Origin of the sequence: Peribacillus sp. NPDC097198 (assembly GCF_044762055.1) — a bacterium.
Taxonomy (GTDB): Bacteria; Bacillota; Bacilli; order Bacillales; family DSM-1321; genus Peribacillus.
The window spans coordinates 23,403-39,025 of record NZ_JBIWDO010000011.1 but is presented as its reverse complement, the minus strand read 5'-3'; the positions used below and the strand labels follow the sequence as shown (position 1 = coordinate 39,025).

Sequence of the window (15,623 nt, the reverse complement as noted above, 5' to 3'; positions counted from 1 at the left end):
AACATGACAGGAAGATTTTTAGGAAAAACAGCATTAGTAACTGGTGGAAGCAGGGGGATTGGAAGGGCAATCGTTGAACTACTAGCAAGTGAAGGAGCAAAGGTAGGAATCATCGATATTAATGAAGAAGTCCTGAATGTAGCGGGAAATGAACTACGTGACCAAGGCTATACCATTTATACAAAAGTGGCAAATGTGGTCGAGGCAGAAGAGGTGGAAACTGCTGTCAAGGAAATAGCGGAAACATTCGGTTCGCTTGATATCCTTGTCAATAACGCGGGGGTCATTCGCGATAACCTAATATTCAAAATGACCGATTCGGATTGGCAGACAGTCATGGATGTACATTTGAAGGGTACGTTCAATTCAGTCCGTGCTGCTCAAAAATACATGGTTGAAAGAAAATATGGAAGAATCATCAATATTTCGTCCACTTCGGCTCTCGGCAATCGAGGACAATCGAATTATGCAGCTGCAAAGGCGGGGCTGCAAGGGTTAACGAAAACTTTAGCGATTGAGCTCGGTAAATATGGAATCACAGCTAATTCGGTAGCCCCTGGATTCATTGAAACGGAGATGACGAAAGAAACTGCACGTCGTGTGGGGGTCAGTTTTGAGCAGTTCGTTGAGGGAAGTGTGAAGAAGATTCCAGTTGCTAGAAGCGGGAAGCCAAGTGATATCGCAAATGCTGTTGCTTTTTTTGCTGATGAAGCTTCTTCCTTTGTTAATGGTCAAGTTCTTTACGTTGCAGGTGGTCCAAAAAATTAACTGATTAGGTGGGGATGATATGTTTAAAGATTGTATCGAAAAACGTTCCAAACCGGTCAAAAATTCAGTCGAACGTGGGGCCGTGAAAAAATTCGCGGAAGCAATCGGTGACTTGCATCCTATTTTCATTGATGAAGAGATAGGAAAACAATCAAGGTACGGCACGAATATTGCCCCTCCTACATTCCCACGGGTCTTTGATTATGGAGTGATTGAAGGGTTGAACCTCCCTGCTAAAGGGTTAATTCACGGCGAGCAGATTTATCATTATAAGCGGCCCCTTCTGGTAGGGGAAGAAATCACGTGTTATACAGAAGTGAAGGATTATTATGAGAAGAGTGGAAAACAGGGGGATTTGGGGTTTCTAGCATTAAAAAATTATGGAACCGATGCAAATGGTGAGATAGTATTTACTGCCGATCAATTGGTCATCATCAATGATACGGTAAGAAAGTCGGTGGGGAGCCGATGAGTTTGTTAAAAGAATTGAATCCTGGAGATTCTGTACAATCGATAAAGTTGAATCCTGTTTCACGCCTAGATCTCATTAAATACGCTGGTGCTTCCGGTGACTTCAATCCCATTCATACCATTGATGAAGAAGCTAAAAAGGCCGGTCTACCTGGAATCATTGCCCATGGAATGTGGACGATGGGAAACCTTGCAAAGTTATTCAGTGATTCTTATGACATCGGATTTATTGAAGAGTATAAAATACGATTCAAGAGTATGGTTTTTCTAGATGATGTCATCACGCTTCAAGCCTATTTAAAAGAGAAAAAGGAAGATACGTACCATTTTGTTGTAGTTGCCGTCAATCAAGTAGGCAAGGAAACAATCAGTGGGGAGGTCATATTCAAAGTATATTGAATGATAGGTAGTGATGAAGTTATTTCATCACTATTTTTTATTGGAATTTCGACATTATTAAAGGGGATTCGAAAGATATCGAGAATTGAATTAGAAAGAATTCTTTTGCGGTGGTGAATGTATTGAATCAACTGAAACAGGATTCCCAGATCAAATGGATCAAAGAATGGCCATTTCCTGCCATTATCCTTGATGATGAAGGCAAGATTAAAGAATGGAGCCAATATTTTAAGGAACAGATGCAGAATAGAAATACCCTTTCAGATTTATTTGATAGATGGATATTTTTTGATAATAATAGGCTGGCAACAGCATACCATGGCACCAATCGATATGTATTTATCTCAGTGATGCAATTGGAAAAAGGCGAGCATTTATATGTAGGGGGTCAAACTTCATATGTCGATGATGTAATGGAAGAATTCGGGGAAACCAAAAAAATGAACCGCGCATTGGATGCCATCATTGAGAATTCCTATGATGGCATTTATATCACCGATCCTGATGGAGTGACAATATATACAAACCCGGCTATTGAGAGAATTACGGGGATTCCTAAAGAGTATTATATCGGCAAATCAGTAAATCAGTTGATTAAGCGTGGAATACTGAATGCCTCGGTTACACATAAAGTGGTAAAACAGAGGAGGACTGTATCAGTCGTACAGGATAACTTCGCCGGAAAAGAGACGCTGATCACGGGAAGCCCGGTGTTTAATGGTGAAGGGGAGATTGAACAGATCGTTACGAATATACGTGATTTATCCGATTTGAATGAACTGATGCATGAATTGACGAAAGTGAATGAATTGAACAATCAGTATAAGCAGGAAATCGAAAAGCTAAGAAAGATTACAAATCAAGATGGAGTCGTTTTTGTTAGTGAAAAGATGAGGAAGATTTACGAAATTGCTGAAAGGATTTCAGACATTGACGCGACAGTCCTTATATTAGGGGAAACGGGTGTGGGAAAGGACGTATTGGCCCGCAATATCTTTAACGGGAGCATCCGTTCAAAAAAAGGGGATTTCGTTAAGATAAACTGTGGGGCGATTCCTGCCGATTTATTGGAGTCTGAACTGTTTGGCTATGAGGGGGGAGCGTTTACCGGGGCTAATCACAAGGGGAAACCGGGGATGTTCGAAATAGCTGATAACGGAATATTATTTTTGGATGAAGTCGGTGAACTCCCACTTCAGCTTCAGGTAAAATTACTTCGTGTTCTTCAGGAAAGGGAAATACAAAGAATCGGAGGAACGAAACCGAAGAAAATCGATGTTCGTATTATCGCGGCCACAAATCGAAATCTATTGGATATGGTCAAAGCGGGAGAATTTCGCGAAGATTTATATTATCGCCTGAATGTCATCCCCATTGTGATTCCACCTCTTAGGGAAAGAAGAGAAGATATCCTCGCATTGTCTGATTTATTTTTAACCAAGGCCAACAATCAATATAAATTGACCAAAAAGTTAGATTCAGCGTTAAAAGATTATTTTTTTCATTATGATTGGCCGGGAAATGTCCGAGAACTGATTAATATAGTGGAAAGACTGGTCGTGTTAACGAATGGTTCCGTCATCTCGGTAAGCGACTTGCCTGTAGAATATCAGCAAGAAAACATGAGCCAAACCAACTCTCGTGATTCTCAGTCTCTAAAGGAAGCGGTGGAGGGAGCTGAAAAAGAAATATTGACAAAAGCGGCGCAAACTTATCAGACCACATATGAAATTGCTGAAGCTCTTGATTCAAGCCAGGCTACGATTGTCAGGAAACTAAAAAAATATGGCTTGAGAGTCAGTGAAAAGAATAGGTAAGCAAAGGGGGATTTCCGTAAGGGGAATGCCCCTTTTCATTTCTTCCCTAGTAGTCATCTGGATAAAATCTATTTTTGCAAAGACAATCCATTCTAATTCAAAAGTGGTTCATTCAGTCAAAAGTGAATGATGGTCATGCCATGTGGATTCAATTATTTGAATCAAAAGTGAATCATTCTTATTTCGTAAAGTGACTTAGTATGGCTTTTTCAAGATGGCATAGTACTTGCATTGTTATTAAGGAAATGCTTTACAAATGATCTATGGGGAATGTGAGGTGACTGTGGAACGTTTCCGACGATTGCACAGCGTTATTCAGTTGACAGATATGAAGATAGTATTCATGAAATCATAAAATGGGACGCAGACAACTTAAAAAGTAGATAAAGATTACGGAAAAATGGGTCGAAACGAGGTTACAGAAGAAGCGGGTAGCCTTTCGATGGATTACGCGATGAAATAATGAAAGCGCTAACAAAAAGGCTGGCATTAACAATTCGATAGGGTCATGGAGAAGAGTTCCTTATGGTTAGGGGTGTTGTATTAAAGTAAAGGATTACCTACGAACAATTCATTGGGATAAGGGAGGCAGGAAATGGAGATTTTAGTTCAGCAATTGTTTAATGGTTTAACGATCGGAAGCGTATATAGCCTAGTTGCCCTTGGGTTGACATTGGTTTATGGGATTCTTCATATCCCTAACTTTGCCCATGGTGCTCTCTATATGATAGGAGGGTATGTCACGTTGTCGATGATGACGTTATCTGGGCTGAATTACTGGATTGCTATGTTCGTGTCCGTCATTGTCGTGGGCCTTCTTGGGGTTTTATTGGAAAGATTCGTATTCCGTTTGTTAAGGGATGCTCCACCGTTGCATGATAAAATTGCAGCCATTGGAATTTTACTTTTTCTTGAAGCCTTTGCACAATTTGTCTGGGGAGCTGATTTTCAAACCATGCAATCTCCTTATGGACAAGTAGTCAATATCATGGGCTTGACGTTCACGATGCAACGTTTGTTGATTATTGTGGCGGCAATCGTGGTCATGTCGGTTCTCTATCTGTTCTTAAAGAAGACGTATACAGGTTCCACGATCATCGCGATGTCCCAAAGTCGTGAAGGGGCTTCGCTAGTCGGGATTAACATCAATAAAGTTGCCATGCTGACCTTCATGATTTCTGGGGGGCTAGCCGCCATTGCTTCCTCCCTTGCATCTCCCATCAATCTAGTTTTTCCAGGCATGGGTCATTTAGTGATATTAAAGGCTTTCGTGATTATCATCCTAGGAGGGATGGGAAGCGTTCCAGGTGCAATCGTTGGTGGATATATTCTTGGATTCAGTGAAAGCCTTGGCGCAACCTATATATCCAATGATTATAAGGATATCATAGCCTTCTTCCTTTTAGTAGTCATCTTAACGGTCAAACCGACGGGTCTTTTCGCAAAGGGGGAGAGGTAGTTTGAATATCTTATCAAAACGAAATGTCATCTTAATTTTGATCATCCTGGCCTTTTTATTTCCAATCATCGCGCAGAATGACTATTACGTTCATATGTTAACGTTGTCTTTCATCTGGGCAATCGCGGTATATGGAATTAATCTGTTAGCGGGCTATACGGGCTATCTTTCGCTTGCCCATGCTGGATACTTTGCCATTGGGGCGTACTCATTGGGGTTATTGACGGTAAAAGCGGGAATGAACTTTTGGTTGGCACTGGTCTTGTCTTGCCTAATTTCAGGGGCGCTTGGTTTTTTGGTCGGATTAATAGCATTGAGAACAAAAGAACACTTTTTCGCAATTTATACTTTATGCGTCGGATATATCATCTACCTGGTCATCGATAAATGGGAAGGTCTTACAGAAGGAGTTAGAGGCTTGATTGGGATTCCGGCCCCTGGAAATATCGGACCCATCACTTTCGAGACGGCCGCTTCACAATATTATTTGGTGCTCATTTTCCTACTTGGCGTCATTTTGGTCATGTATCGTATTGTTCATTCGTTGACAGGGAGAACCTATATGGCCATCAGGAATAGTGAGGAACTTGCCCAAACGATAGGCATATCCACGATGAAGAATAAGTTGACCGCATTTGTTCTTTCTACATTTTTTGCAGGCTTGGCAGGTGCCTTATATGCTTCATTCGTGCGGTTTATCGGACCGGATATCGGGTCTACGGCCATAATGTTCGACTTGTTGATGTATCTACTGGTCGGCGGAATAGGAACTCTATCGGGACCTTTGGTTGGAACTTTGCTTCTCGTCATACTATCCCAGAATCTACAATTTCTCCAAGAGTATCGAATGTTGATCTTTGGACCTTTACTTACGTTGATCATCATTTTCTATCCACGCGGTATTTCGGGTGCATTCTTTGATTGGAAAATTAAACGAAGAGATAAGAAACAACTGATTATGAGTAAGGACGTTCCGGTTAATGCGGAGGAGGGATGAAGATGTTTATCGAAACGAAGAATTTAACAAAGAGTTTCGGGGGATTGGCAGCTGTAAAAAATGTGGATTTCACCATTGAAAAAGGAAAGATCAATGCGATTATCGGGCCTAATGGAGCCGGGAAGTCTACGTTTTTCAACTTGATCAGCGGCTTCCATCGTCCAAGTTCTGGAGCAGTCCTCTTCAAAGGGAAAGACATCACGAAGCTTCCTGCCAATGAAATAGCGGGACTTGGCATAGCAAGAACATTCCAAACGACTAGTCTTTTTGAACAATCCACCATCTTGGATAACGTGATTGTCGGACATAGGCTTCGCACTAAATCGAATTTGGTAGATGCTATCCTAAGGACGAAGAGGTTAAAACGGGAGGAAAAGACCTGTCGTGATAAAGCGATGGAAGTTTTGAGAATTGTCGGCTTAATGGATGCGGCAAATAAGATGGTCTCGAGTATTTCTCAAGAGGAAAAGAAGAGGACGGCGATTGCCCTTGCCCTTGCGACGGATCCGGAAATCATCTTTCTTGATGAACCGGCTGCCGGCATAAACCCTGATGAAACAGAAGGGCTTACAGAACTGATCAAGGAGTTAAATCAGTCAGGCTTCACGATTTGCTTGATCGAGCACAAGATGCATATGATCATGAACTTAGCTGACCATATCATGGTCCTGAATTACGGGAAAAAAATTGCTGAGGGCACTCCAAAAGAAATCAGGGGGAATGAGGCGGTTATTAAAGCCTATTTAGGAGGTAGTGCTAGTGCTTAAGTTAACTGATGTTACTGTATGTTATGGGAGCTTCACTGCGATTAAGCAAGTGAATATTGAAGTGGAAAAGGGAGAAATTGTCGTTCTATTGGGGGCGAATGGAGCAGGTAAAAGCACGACATTCCGTTCTATCAGCGGCATAAGCAAGCTGGCTCAGGGTGAAATTCATTTTGAGGAACTGGCTATCGGAGGTAGGGCTCCGGATAAGAATGTCCAAGCTGGAATCGTGCAATGTGCAGAAGGGCGGAAACTGTTTCCTCAGATGACTGTCCAGGAAAACTTGAAGATGGGAGCTTACGTACATCGAAAAAAAAAGATGGAAATCAAGTCCTCGTTGGAAAATGTCTATCATTTATTTCCTATTTTAAAAGAAAAACTCCATGATGAAGCCGGAAGCCTGAGTGGTGGACAACAACAGATGCTGGCCATTGGCAGGGCTTTGATGTCTAAACCGAAGCTTTTGATGCTAGATGAACCTTCTGTGGGCCTCGCTCCTTTGATTGTTGAACAGATGTTCCAAGTCATCGAAGAAATAAACCGGGAAGGAATAACCGTTCTACTAGCCGAACAGAATGCGAATGCTGCTCTTAGCATTGCAGATAAAGGATATGTTTTTGAAAATGGGGAAATTGTCGTTGAAGGGACCGCAAAAGAATTATTGTCTAACGATGAAGTACGGAAAGCCTATATCGGAGCATAAGAGTTTAAAAATGAATGGGGGATTTTTATGAAAAAGTTGAGTGTATTCTTTGTAATGCTATTACTCGTCCTAACGGCACTAGTGGGGTGTAACAAGGGAGACAGCCCTGCATCAAGTGGGGGAGGAAAGGCCGGTAAAGGGAAGAATGTTGTCAATATCGGTTTTAGCGGCCCTTTGAGTGGAGCAGCAGCCTTATATGGAAAACGAACGTTAAATGGTATGGAGATGGCTGTAAATGAAATAAACGATGCCGGTGGGTTCGAAGTGGAAGGGGAAAAATATACGCTCAATCTGGTTTCATTGGATGATAAGTACTTACCGAATGAAACGGGTTCAAATGCTAAACGTTTAATCCAGGAATACAAAACTCCGATTATTTTCACTCCTCATAGCGGGGGGATACAGGCCCTACAGGTTTTTAACGAAAAAGAGAAATTTATCATCGGTGCCTATTCGAGTGAACCAGCTATCACGGAAAGCGGAAATTCATTAACGGTAAGGATCCCGCCAAATTATGAAGGGTATATTGAACCGTTTTCTACGTATGCAATGGAAAACTTCGGCAAAAAAATCGCGGCATTGCCACCATCTTCCCAGTACGGGAAAGACTGGGCGGAAAACCTACTACCACATTGGGAAAAGCAGGGTGGTAAAGTCGTGTATAATGCCTCAATTGATTTCTCTAAAGAAACGGATTTCTTCACGACTGTTACAAATGCTTTAAAAGAAAAGCCTGATGTCCTTTTCATCGGTGGGGCGTCGGAGCCTACGGCCAAGGTTGCAAAACAAGCAAGAGAACTAGGTTTTAAAGGCGGTTTTATTATCATGGACCAGGCGAAACTGGATCAAATGAAGCCAATTGCCGGTTCATACGAAACATTGGAAGGTTCGATTGGTGTGCTTCCGCTTATCGACTCCAATGAAGAAGCAGCACCAGCATTCATTGATAAATATAAAAAAATTTATAAGGAAGATGCTAGTTCTGAAGTGGGGTTGAATTACATTGCTATGTATGCCTTTGTGGAGGCAATGAAAGCGGCAGGAACAGTCGAGGATGTGAAAGCCATCCGTGAACATATGCAGGATGGGCTGACAAATACGGCACCTGAACAGAAAATTTACAATATACCTTCGATTGACGAAAATGGTGGATTCGCAGCAAAAGTCGTTGTCGGAGCGGTAGAAGATGGCAAAGTGGTACCCATCAGTGTAGAAGAGTAAAGTGTCACTTGCTTTCACACTAGCTACCTTTACGCCCACGAAGACTAAAAACCAATGCATTCAACAAGTTTGTAAAAATCTTTAATACTTTACCTTGCGAAAACTCTTAAAATGCTGTACTCTTATATTTGCTTTAAAAAAATGAATATTTCTTACTTCTTATCAAGAGAGACTGAGGGACTGGCCCGAAGATGTCTCGGCAGCAGACTTATTTAGAGTGCTGTGCCAAATCCAGCAGGCGATTGACCTGAAAGATAAGAGGAGTGTTTATAGATTAAAAGACCTCTTCTTGTATTAAAACGGAAGAGGTCTTTTTGTACTCATAGGATAGGAATCTGTTCTTGATGGTGTGTTCCTATTTTTTAATCATGCTTATATTAAAATGAAGGGATGCCGGAAAATTTAGAGAGTCCAAAAAGAGTATCCAATACCATGCAAAAATAATAAAGAGGTGTACATCATGAGTTTAGACAATAAAGGGAATCCATGGGCTTTAACGCCGTTTATCGTTTTTTTGATATTATTTATAGGTTCAGGTGTGATTACAAAAGATTTTTACACATTTCCAGTGATTGTTGCCATTGCCATTGCATCTGCTGTGGCACTGGCAATGAATCGAAAGGAATCATTCAATCACAAAGTAGAAATCTTTTGTAAAGGTGCCGGGGATTCAAATATTATGTTGATGGTTGTCATATTCCTATTGGCTGGGGCTTTTTCGGAAGTGGCAAATGGGATGGGAGCCGTAGCATCTACGGTGAATCTTGCACTTTCGATCGTTCCGCAAAATCTATTAATGGTGGGGTTATTTATTATCGCCTGTTTTATCTCATTATCTATGGGGACAAGTATGGGAACGATAGTGGCTTTAGCACCAATTGGAGTAGGAATTAGTGAACAGACGGATATTTCAGTTGCCCTTTCTATGGCTGCGGTCATTGGTGGCTCAATGTTCGGTGATAATCTTTCTTTCATTTCGGATACGACTATAGCAGCTGTACGTACACAGGGAACGAAAATGAAAGACAAATTCAAAGTGAACTTTTTTATTGTTTTACCTGCTGCGGTAATTACATGTGTTATCCTTGGTTTTCTGACGATGGGTGAACAAGCTACAATTTCTGGAGAAGCCTACAGTTGGGTCAAAATTCTACCTTACCTTTGTGTTCTAGTGGCAGCATTGGCGGGAATCAACGTATTCTTGGTTCTCTCTATCGGCATTGTCTTTGCTGGAATAATCGGTTTAGCGGATGGCAGTTATCATGCAATGGAGGTTATTCAAAAAGTAGGAGATGGAATGGCTGGTATGTATGAAATCTCCTTCTTAGCGATCTTGATTGCAGGCATGGTTTCGGTTATCAAACATAACGGCGGAATAGATTACCTACTGAACCTCGTGACGAAAAAAAGCAAATCAAAAAAAAGTGCTGAGTTCAGCATCGCGGGATTGGTTGCTTTAACGAATCTTTCAACGGCAAATAATACCATATCCATCATCATTGCTGGTCCACTTGCAAAAAATATTGCCGAAAAGTATGAAATTGATCCCAGGAAATCTGCCAGCTTGCTAGATGTTTTCGCTTGTAGTATTCAAGGATTATTGCCATACGGGGCACAACTACTTTTAGCTGCCGGTGTTGCACACATCTCTCCTATCAGTATCCTACCCTATTCTTTCTATCCAGTCTTAATCGGGATTTCAGGAATCATAGCCATTTTAATAGGTTTTCCCCGGTTCTCGAAGAAGAAATAAAAATAGTATGGGTGGAAGAGTATCAATAAATCATGAATGTAAAATCATGAATGTAAATTCATGAATGTTGGCCCTGGAGCATTGTCGCCAGGGCTTTTTTAGGGTAAGTGACTTCGAATGGAAAGTGTGGATGAAATCTTTAATTCTTTTATGTTCCAAAAAACTAATATCCTTCTTCAATAATATTAAAATAGTATAATTAAATATAATATAAGGAGTCATCTTTATTCTTAAGTGTTTACTATTTTGCAAAAGCGGGAACTCTAAAGGTATTGTATTGAAATAATTAGAGGTGGGTTCGTTTAAAAATGGAGATAGTAGAAAAGTTTATTACTGAAACAAATGATTTATTATGGTCATCTATACTGATTATATTATTAATTGGAATGGGCATTTATTTTTCTTTTCGGACTAAATTCGTACAATTTAGAATGGTGAAAGAAATGATTAGGTTACTAGGGGAAGGTGCTACGGCAGATAAGAAAGGCGTATCATCGTTTCAGGCCTTTTGTATCAGCACGGCTTCCCGGGTAGGAACGGGGAATCTGGCAGGTGTGGCTATAGCCATCACAACTGGTGGTCCGGGAGCAGTTTTCTGGATGTGGTTAATCGCATTGATTGGATCTGCTTCTGCTTTCATTGAAAGCACACTTGCTCAAATTTACAAGGTCAAAGACGGAGAAGCATTCCGTGGTGGTCCAGCTTATTATATGGAAAAAGCATTAAATGCACGCTGGATGGGTATCACATTTGCAGTTTTGATTTCATTGACGTTTGGACTTGCTTTCAATTCAGTTCAGGCCAATACGATTACAAGTGCGTTCCAAGCATCTTTTGGAGTTGAGAAATGGGTCACTGCACTTATTTTAGCAATCATTACGGCTGTAATCATTTTTGGTGGGATTAAGGTAGTAGCTAAAGTGTCCGAAGTCATTGTGCCTTTCATGGCAGGTGCTTATGTAATAATAGCATTAGTTGTCATCATTATGAATATAACCGAGTTACCTAGTGTTCTGGCTTTAATCTTTGATAGTGCATTTGATGGATTGAGGGAAATTGCTAGTGGTGCACTGGGTGCAGCCATGATGAACGGAATCAAGCGGGGATTGTTCTCTAATGAAGCTGGAATGGGGAGTGCTCCAAATGCTGGCGCTACGGCAGATGTCACCCATCCGGTAAAACAAGGTCTTATCCAGTCACTTGGCGTTTTTGTAGATACGCTTATCATATGTAGTTCTACGGCCTTTATCATCTTGTTTTCCGGCCTGTATTCGTCGAAGGAAACAGATGGAATTGTTCTCACGCAAAATGCCCTTAGTGAGAATTTGGGATCTTGGGCTGGTATATTCTTAGCTATTATTGTGCTTTTATTTGCATTTAGTTCAATTGTTGGAAACTACTATTATGGAGAATCCAATATCAGTTTTATTAATGAAAAAAAAGTTTGGATAAATATTTATCGTGCAGCAGTCGTTGGAATGGTCATATTCGGGTCGATGGCCTCGCTCGAGTTTGTATGGAATCTAGCAGATTTGCTGATGGGATCAATGGCCATCATAAACCTGATAGCCATAGCCTTGCTAGGGAAAATAGCTTTCGCTGCCCTTGCTGATTATCAAAAGCAAAAGAAAGATGGTAAGAATCCCGTTTTCCATGTAAGTAACATTAAGGGATTGAAGAATGTTGAATGCTGGGGTGAACCAACCGATCACGTGGAAGAATCCAGTAAAAAGGTATTGAAAAAGAATCTAGATTGATGAATAAAAAGGCCTCGATATTTTTTCGAGGTCTTTTTTTATACCTTTTGATAGCCCAATATAACCCCGGATCTTAATCCGGGTTATGTTCTTTCTAAATATTCTATTACACTGTGAATAAATACCTTTATAAAATGAAACAATTCATAAATCAATATTCCTATTTACTAGTTGGTAATATATAATATTGTTGGAAAATGTCGGTATTTAAGGGTATCTTTAATGATGTAGCTGAGATACTATAATATTATAAGGTTCTACCAATATTTTGAAGCTAAAACGCAACCTTGTAGTTATTTGGTGCTCAACTAAGTGAGTGGAGGAATAAAAATGAGTATGATCCTCGATAAGGAAAAAGTAGAAAACCCTACACAAATGGAAGATGCAATATTGATAGGCAAATTTCAAGATGGTGACGATGAGGCCCTGAATCAATTAATTACGAAGTATAAAGGTCTTGTCAAAACTAAAGCAATGAAGTATTTTCTAACGGGTGGAGATAAGGAAGATGTTTTTCAAGAAGGCATGATTGGACTGTATAAGGCTATCCGGGATTATCGAGATTGCAAAAATTCGGCTTCCTTTAAGTCATTTGCTGAACTTTGCATTACTAGACAAATTATCACTGCCGTCAAAGCGGCCACTAGACAAAAGCATTCCCCATTGAATACCTATGTTTCACTGTTTAGACCTATTTACCAAGGGGAATCGGAGCAAGCTCTTATTGATGTCGTTCCTGAGCAAAAGCAGATGGATCCGGTTGCCATTTTAATAGGATTAGAAGAATTCAGTGAAATTGAACTGAAATTAACGGAACTCCTTAGTGATCTGGAAAGTACAGTCGTGGACTTGTATATGGGCGGGCAGACCTACTTGGAAATTTCACTAGAATTGAATGTTCAAGTAAAGACAATAGATAATGCACTCCAACGTGTAAAAAAGAAGTTGGATAAGTATCTGGAATCACGGTTGATGGTTGAATAGTATAGATTTTCTTTATCATCATGATTACCGTCATTTAATTCATGGAGAATAATACTTGAAAGTGGAGTGTGTATGCGCAAGGTTAAGTCAGTAAAAATAGATGGCGAAAGTGTTTTTATGTTTAATAGTGCTATATATATATTCGAGACAGCTTCAAGGTATACATTGGAATTGGATATAATAGTGAGTGAAATAGTATTAAAAAAATTCGGCAATAATGAAAATTTAATTATTGAAATAGAATTGGAAGATGGTAAAGAAATCAGTGCGATTATGCATCTGCGCGGTTTAGTGGGGGAAGGATTGCCCCAGCTTAACCTATTTTGTGAGATATATGATCTAGAAGGCTATGAAGATTTTCAGATAGTACATGAGAATGAAACATCCTTCCCGAATGTTGAAGAGGGCATTACTCTGAAAGAAATAAGAAAAGTGGAAATGCCAAATGAAAGAATAAACCTTAAACTACTATTACCGATAGATCAGACGGAATGGTTAGCGAAGCAAGGAAAAAATCTAAATGAGATATTGAAAGAAGCTATATATGACTACTGGAATAAAGAAAAGAAACGATAAGAACGAAAACAGGTTAAATGACCATTGAGATAATTGAAAATTAAGATAGTATAAAATCCTATCGTTAAATACTTGTATGGTTTTCTTTTTTTATGGGTGAAATGTATGCAGTTTTAAGCCAAAAACTCATCTTGTATGGTAGGTCCTTGAAACGGCATATCATTTTAATTAACTACTTATCTACTTAAAATGATAAAATTCGACAAAGAAGAGTACATGAATGATCGATATCTTCCATACTTCCTTAATGATAGTGAGGAAAGAGGAAGCCTATTTTGTTCTATTTATACAATGAAATTTTCAATATTGTTCAAATGCTTACACCGTTCACTTTGAACGGTGTTTTTTTGTTTTTTTAATGGGGAACAGCGTCAGCCTATGGTATATCATCCAGCAACAAACCTGCTATTTTTCGAGGTCGTTCACCTATTTTATATCCTACAATTGACCTCGATAGAATAAATAATATTTAACTAAGGAAAAAACTGTTAGTAACAAAAGATAAAGAGGTTTCATGGAACTTTTTTAAATATTTTCCTTTTGTATGGAGAAGCTAAAGAGAATAAATTAGGTTAGAAAGGAAATAAGTATGGATCACTTACAAATGGCAAGGGCGATGTTCGGGACTAATATGGGCGTACATATTATATTTGCCACTCTAGGTGTGGGATTACCTATGATGATGCTGGCAGCGGAATTGATGTATCAAAAGACGAAAGATCTACAATATGTGGTCATGGCTAAACGCTGGACCAAAACACTAGGTATTCTGTTGGGAGTGGGAATCCCGACAGGTACAATTGCCGGTGTGCAGCTTTCTCTTTTATGGCCTGGATTTATGGAGGTCATAGGTAGAGTTATGGCCCTTCCGTTCCAAATTGAGATTTATGCTTTTATGGTTGAGGCACTATTCATGTCCATCTATGTATATGCAGCTGAAAAAATCAGGCCATGGGCAAGAATCTTGAGTTTATCCTTTGTCGCATTTGGTGCTTTGGCTTCAGCGGTTCTTATTGCAAATGTTCATGCTTTCGAGGGGACACCTGCTGGTTTCCGGTTCGAAAATGGTGAAATCGTCGATGTGGATCCGTGGGCAGCTTTTTTCAATCCGAGTTTCTTCGTAACAGCAGGACATACGGCGCTCACTGCTTATATGACAGGAGCGTTTGCGATTGCTGCTGTTGCTGGTTATAAAATGCTTAAAAATAAGTATGGATCCACCGAGTATAACTTTCATCAAAAGGCGTTAAGGTTAAGCATTGTATTGGGGTTGGTCTTTTCATTCTTGACCGCACTTAATGGTCACTCGACGACCCAGCATTTATATCGGGAACAACCAGAAAAATTAGCAGCTGCGGAGGGCCTGTTCGAAACGAAGGATCATGCAGGTCTCACATTATTCGGTTGGACAGACCGAGAAGCGCGGGAAGTGAAATATGGCATAGAATTTCCTTGGGTACTGAGTATTTTGTCAGGAAATAGTTTTGATACGGTAGTTACCGGTCTGAATGATTTTCCAGAGGAATATTGGCCTCCGCTATATGTTCACACATTATTCAATGCAATGGTGATCATTGGGGGGGGATTAATAGTACTGTCCTTGTTCGCATTAGTGTGGAATAAGGTCTTGAAGAAAGCGCGATATCCAAGGTGGCTTTTATGGTTGTTTGTGGCTTCGGGACCATTGGCCGTACTATCCATCGAATGTGGTTGGATATTCGCATGTACGGGAAGGCAACCATGGACAATTTATCGAATGCTTACCACAGCAGATTCGGTAACCACCTATGAAAATCTGGGGTACCTATTCACATTATTCATTATCGTTTACATCATATTATGTGTGTCTGTTGTATTTACACTTACCTATTATTTCAAGCGTCATTCCATAACGGATGATCTTTATAAAGCTGAACAGAAGGATGTCCAGTTATTCGATTCCAATTCATGAAAA

At 40.1% G+C, this 15,623-nt stretch carries 14 protein-coding genes and 1 riboswitch; all 14 genes read left to right on the top strand.

Annotated elements, in window-relative coordinates; genetic code table 11:
• The first annotated feature begins 3 nt into the window (after positions 1–3).
• The gene (locus ACIQXQ_RS17210; protein ID WP_402872686.1) at positions 4–768 is read left to right on the top strand and encodes an SDR family oxidoreductase; all 765 of its coding nucleotides are present in this window, start codon (positions 4–6) and stop codon (positions 766–768) included.
• A 19-nt stretch (positions 769–787) separates the two neighbouring features.
• Positions 788–1,240, top strand: coding sequence for a MaoC family dehydratase N-terminal domain-containing protein (locus ACIQXQ_RS17205; protein WP_402872688.1), 453 nt, complete (start codon positions 788–790; stop codon positions 1,238–1,240).
• Positions 1,237–1,638, top strand: coding sequence for a MaoC/PaaZ C-terminal domain-containing protein (locus ACIQXQ_RS17200; RefSeq protein ID WP_402959120.1), 402 nt, complete (start codon positions 1,237–1,239; stop codon positions 1,636–1,638). The genes ACIQXQ_RS17205 and ACIQXQ_RS17200 overlap by 4 nt, the downstream gene beginning before the upstream one ends.
• A 122-nt stretch (positions 1,639–1,760) precedes the next feature.
• Positions 1,761–3,455: a sigma-54 interaction domain-containing protein gene (locus ACIQXQ_RS17195; RefSeq protein WP_402872693.1), complete on the top strand. Its 1,695-nt coding sequence runs from the start codon at positions 1,761–1,763 to the stop codon at positions 3,453–3,455.
• A gap of 595 nt (positions 3,456–4,050) precedes the next feature.
• Complete coding sequence (locus ACIQXQ_RS17190) at positions 4,051–4,914, top strand: branched-chain amino acid ABC transporter permease (protein WP_402959118.1); 864 nt, start codon at positions 4,051–4,053, stop codon at positions 4,912–4,914.
• A 1-nt stretch (position 4,915) separates the two neighbouring features.
• Complete coding sequence (locus tag ACIQXQ_RS17185; RefSeq protein WP_402872698.1) at positions 4,916–5,911, top strand: branched-chain amino acid ABC transporter permease; 996 nt, start codon at positions 4,916–4,918, stop codon at positions 5,909–5,911.
• 2 nt (positions 5,912–5,913) lie between these two features.
• Complete coding sequence (locus ACIQXQ_RS17180) at positions 5,914–6,678, top strand: ABC transporter ATP-binding protein (protein ID WP_402959116.1); 765 nt, start codon at positions 5,914–5,916, stop codon at positions 6,676–6,678.
• Positions 6,671–7,378 carry an ABC transporter ATP-binding protein gene (locus ACIQXQ_RS17175; protein WP_402959114.1) on the top strand — a complete coding sequence of 236 codons (708 nt, stop codon included), beginning with the start codon at positions 6,671–6,673 and terminating at the stop codon, positions 7,376–7,378. The genes ACIQXQ_RS17180 and ACIQXQ_RS17175 overlap by 8 nt, the downstream gene beginning before the upstream one ends.
• Positions 7,379–7,399: 21 nt before the next feature.
• Positions 7,400–8,599: an ABC transporter substrate-binding protein gene (locus ACIQXQ_RS17170; RefSeq protein WP_402959205.1), complete on the top strand. Its 1,200-nt coding sequence runs from the start codon at positions 7,400–7,402 to the stop codon at positions 8,597–8,599.
• 156 nt (positions 8,600–8,755) lie between these two features.
• A riboswitch (SAM riboswitch) is annotated at positions 8,756–8,860 on the top strand.
• 199 nt (positions 8,861–9,059) lie between these two features.
• Positions 9,060–10,352, top strand: coding sequence for a Na+/H+ antiporter NhaC family protein (locus ACIQXQ_RS17165; protein WP_402959112.1), 1,293 nt, complete (start codon positions 9,060–9,062; stop codon positions 10,350–10,352).
• A 308-nt stretch (positions 10,353–10,660) separates the two neighbouring features.
• Entirely contained in the window at positions 10,661–12,109 is a 1,449-nt protein-coding gene (locus tag ACIQXQ_RS17160) for an alanine/glycine:cation symporter family protein (protein ID WP_402959110.1), read from the top strand.
• Between the two features lie 330 nt (positions 12,110–12,439).
• Complete coding sequence (gene sigH, locus ACIQXQ_RS17155; RefSeq protein ID WP_402872719.1) at positions 12,440–13,093, top strand: RNA polymerase sporulation sigma factor SigH; 654 nt, start codon at positions 12,440–12,442, stop codon at positions 13,091–13,093.
• Positions 13,094–13,165: 72 nt separating this feature from the next.
• Positions 13,166–13,669, top strand: coding sequence for a hypothetical protein (locus ACIQXQ_RS17150; RefSeq protein WP_402959108.1), 504 nt, complete (start codon positions 13,166–13,168; stop codon positions 13,667–13,669).
• A gap of 589 nt (positions 13,670–14,258) precedes the next feature.
• Positions 14,259–15,620, top strand: coding sequence for a cytochrome ubiquinol oxidase subunit I (locus ACIQXQ_RS17145; protein WP_402959106.1), 1,362 nt, complete (start codon positions 14,259–14,261; stop codon positions 15,618–15,620).
• Positions 15,621–15,623: the final 3 nt, after the last annotated feature.

Excerpts from the sequence above, each read along its gene's own strand:
- ACIQXQ_RS17180 (WP_402959116.1), top strand. The coding sequence starts at position 5,914 with ATGTTTATCGAAACGAAGAATTTAACAAAGAGTTTCGGGGGATTGGCA.
- sigH (WP_402872719.1), top strand. The coding sequence starts at position 12,440 with ATGAGTATGATCCTCGATAAGGAAAAAGTAGAAAACCCTACACAAATG.
- ACIQXQ_RS17150 (WP_402959108.1), top strand. The coding sequence starts at position 13,166 with ATGCGCAAGGTTAAGTCAGTAAAAATAGATGGCGAAAGTGTTTTTATG.
- ACIQXQ_RS17205 (WP_402872688.1), top strand. The coding sequence starts at position 788 with ATGTTTAAAGATTGTATCGAAAAACGTTCCAAACCGGTCAAAAATTCA.
- ACIQXQ_RS17210 (WP_402872686.1), top strand. The coding sequence starts at position 4 with ATGACAGGAAGATTTTTAGGAAAAACAGCATTAGTAACTGGTGGAAGC.
- ACIQXQ_RS17145 (WP_402959106.1), top strand. The coding sequence starts at position 14,259 with ATGGATCACTTACAAATGGCAAGGGCGATGTTCGGGACTAATATGGGC.
- ACIQXQ_RS17190 (WP_402959118.1), top strand. The coding sequence starts at position 4,051 with ATGGAGATTTTAGTTCAGCAATTGTTTAATGGTTTAACGATCGGAAGC.
- ACIQXQ_RS17165 (WP_402959112.1), top strand. The coding sequence starts at position 9,060 with ATGAGTTTAGACAATAAAGGGAATCCATGGGCTTTAACGCCGTTTATC.
- ACIQXQ_RS17160 (WP_402959110.1), top strand. The coding sequence starts at position 10,661 with ATGGAGATAGTAGAAAAGTTTATTACTGAAACAAATGATTTATTATGG.
- ACIQXQ_RS17200 (WP_402959120.1), top strand. The coding sequence starts at position 1,237 with ATGAGTTTGTTAAAAGAATTGAATCCTGGAGATTCTGTACAATCGATA.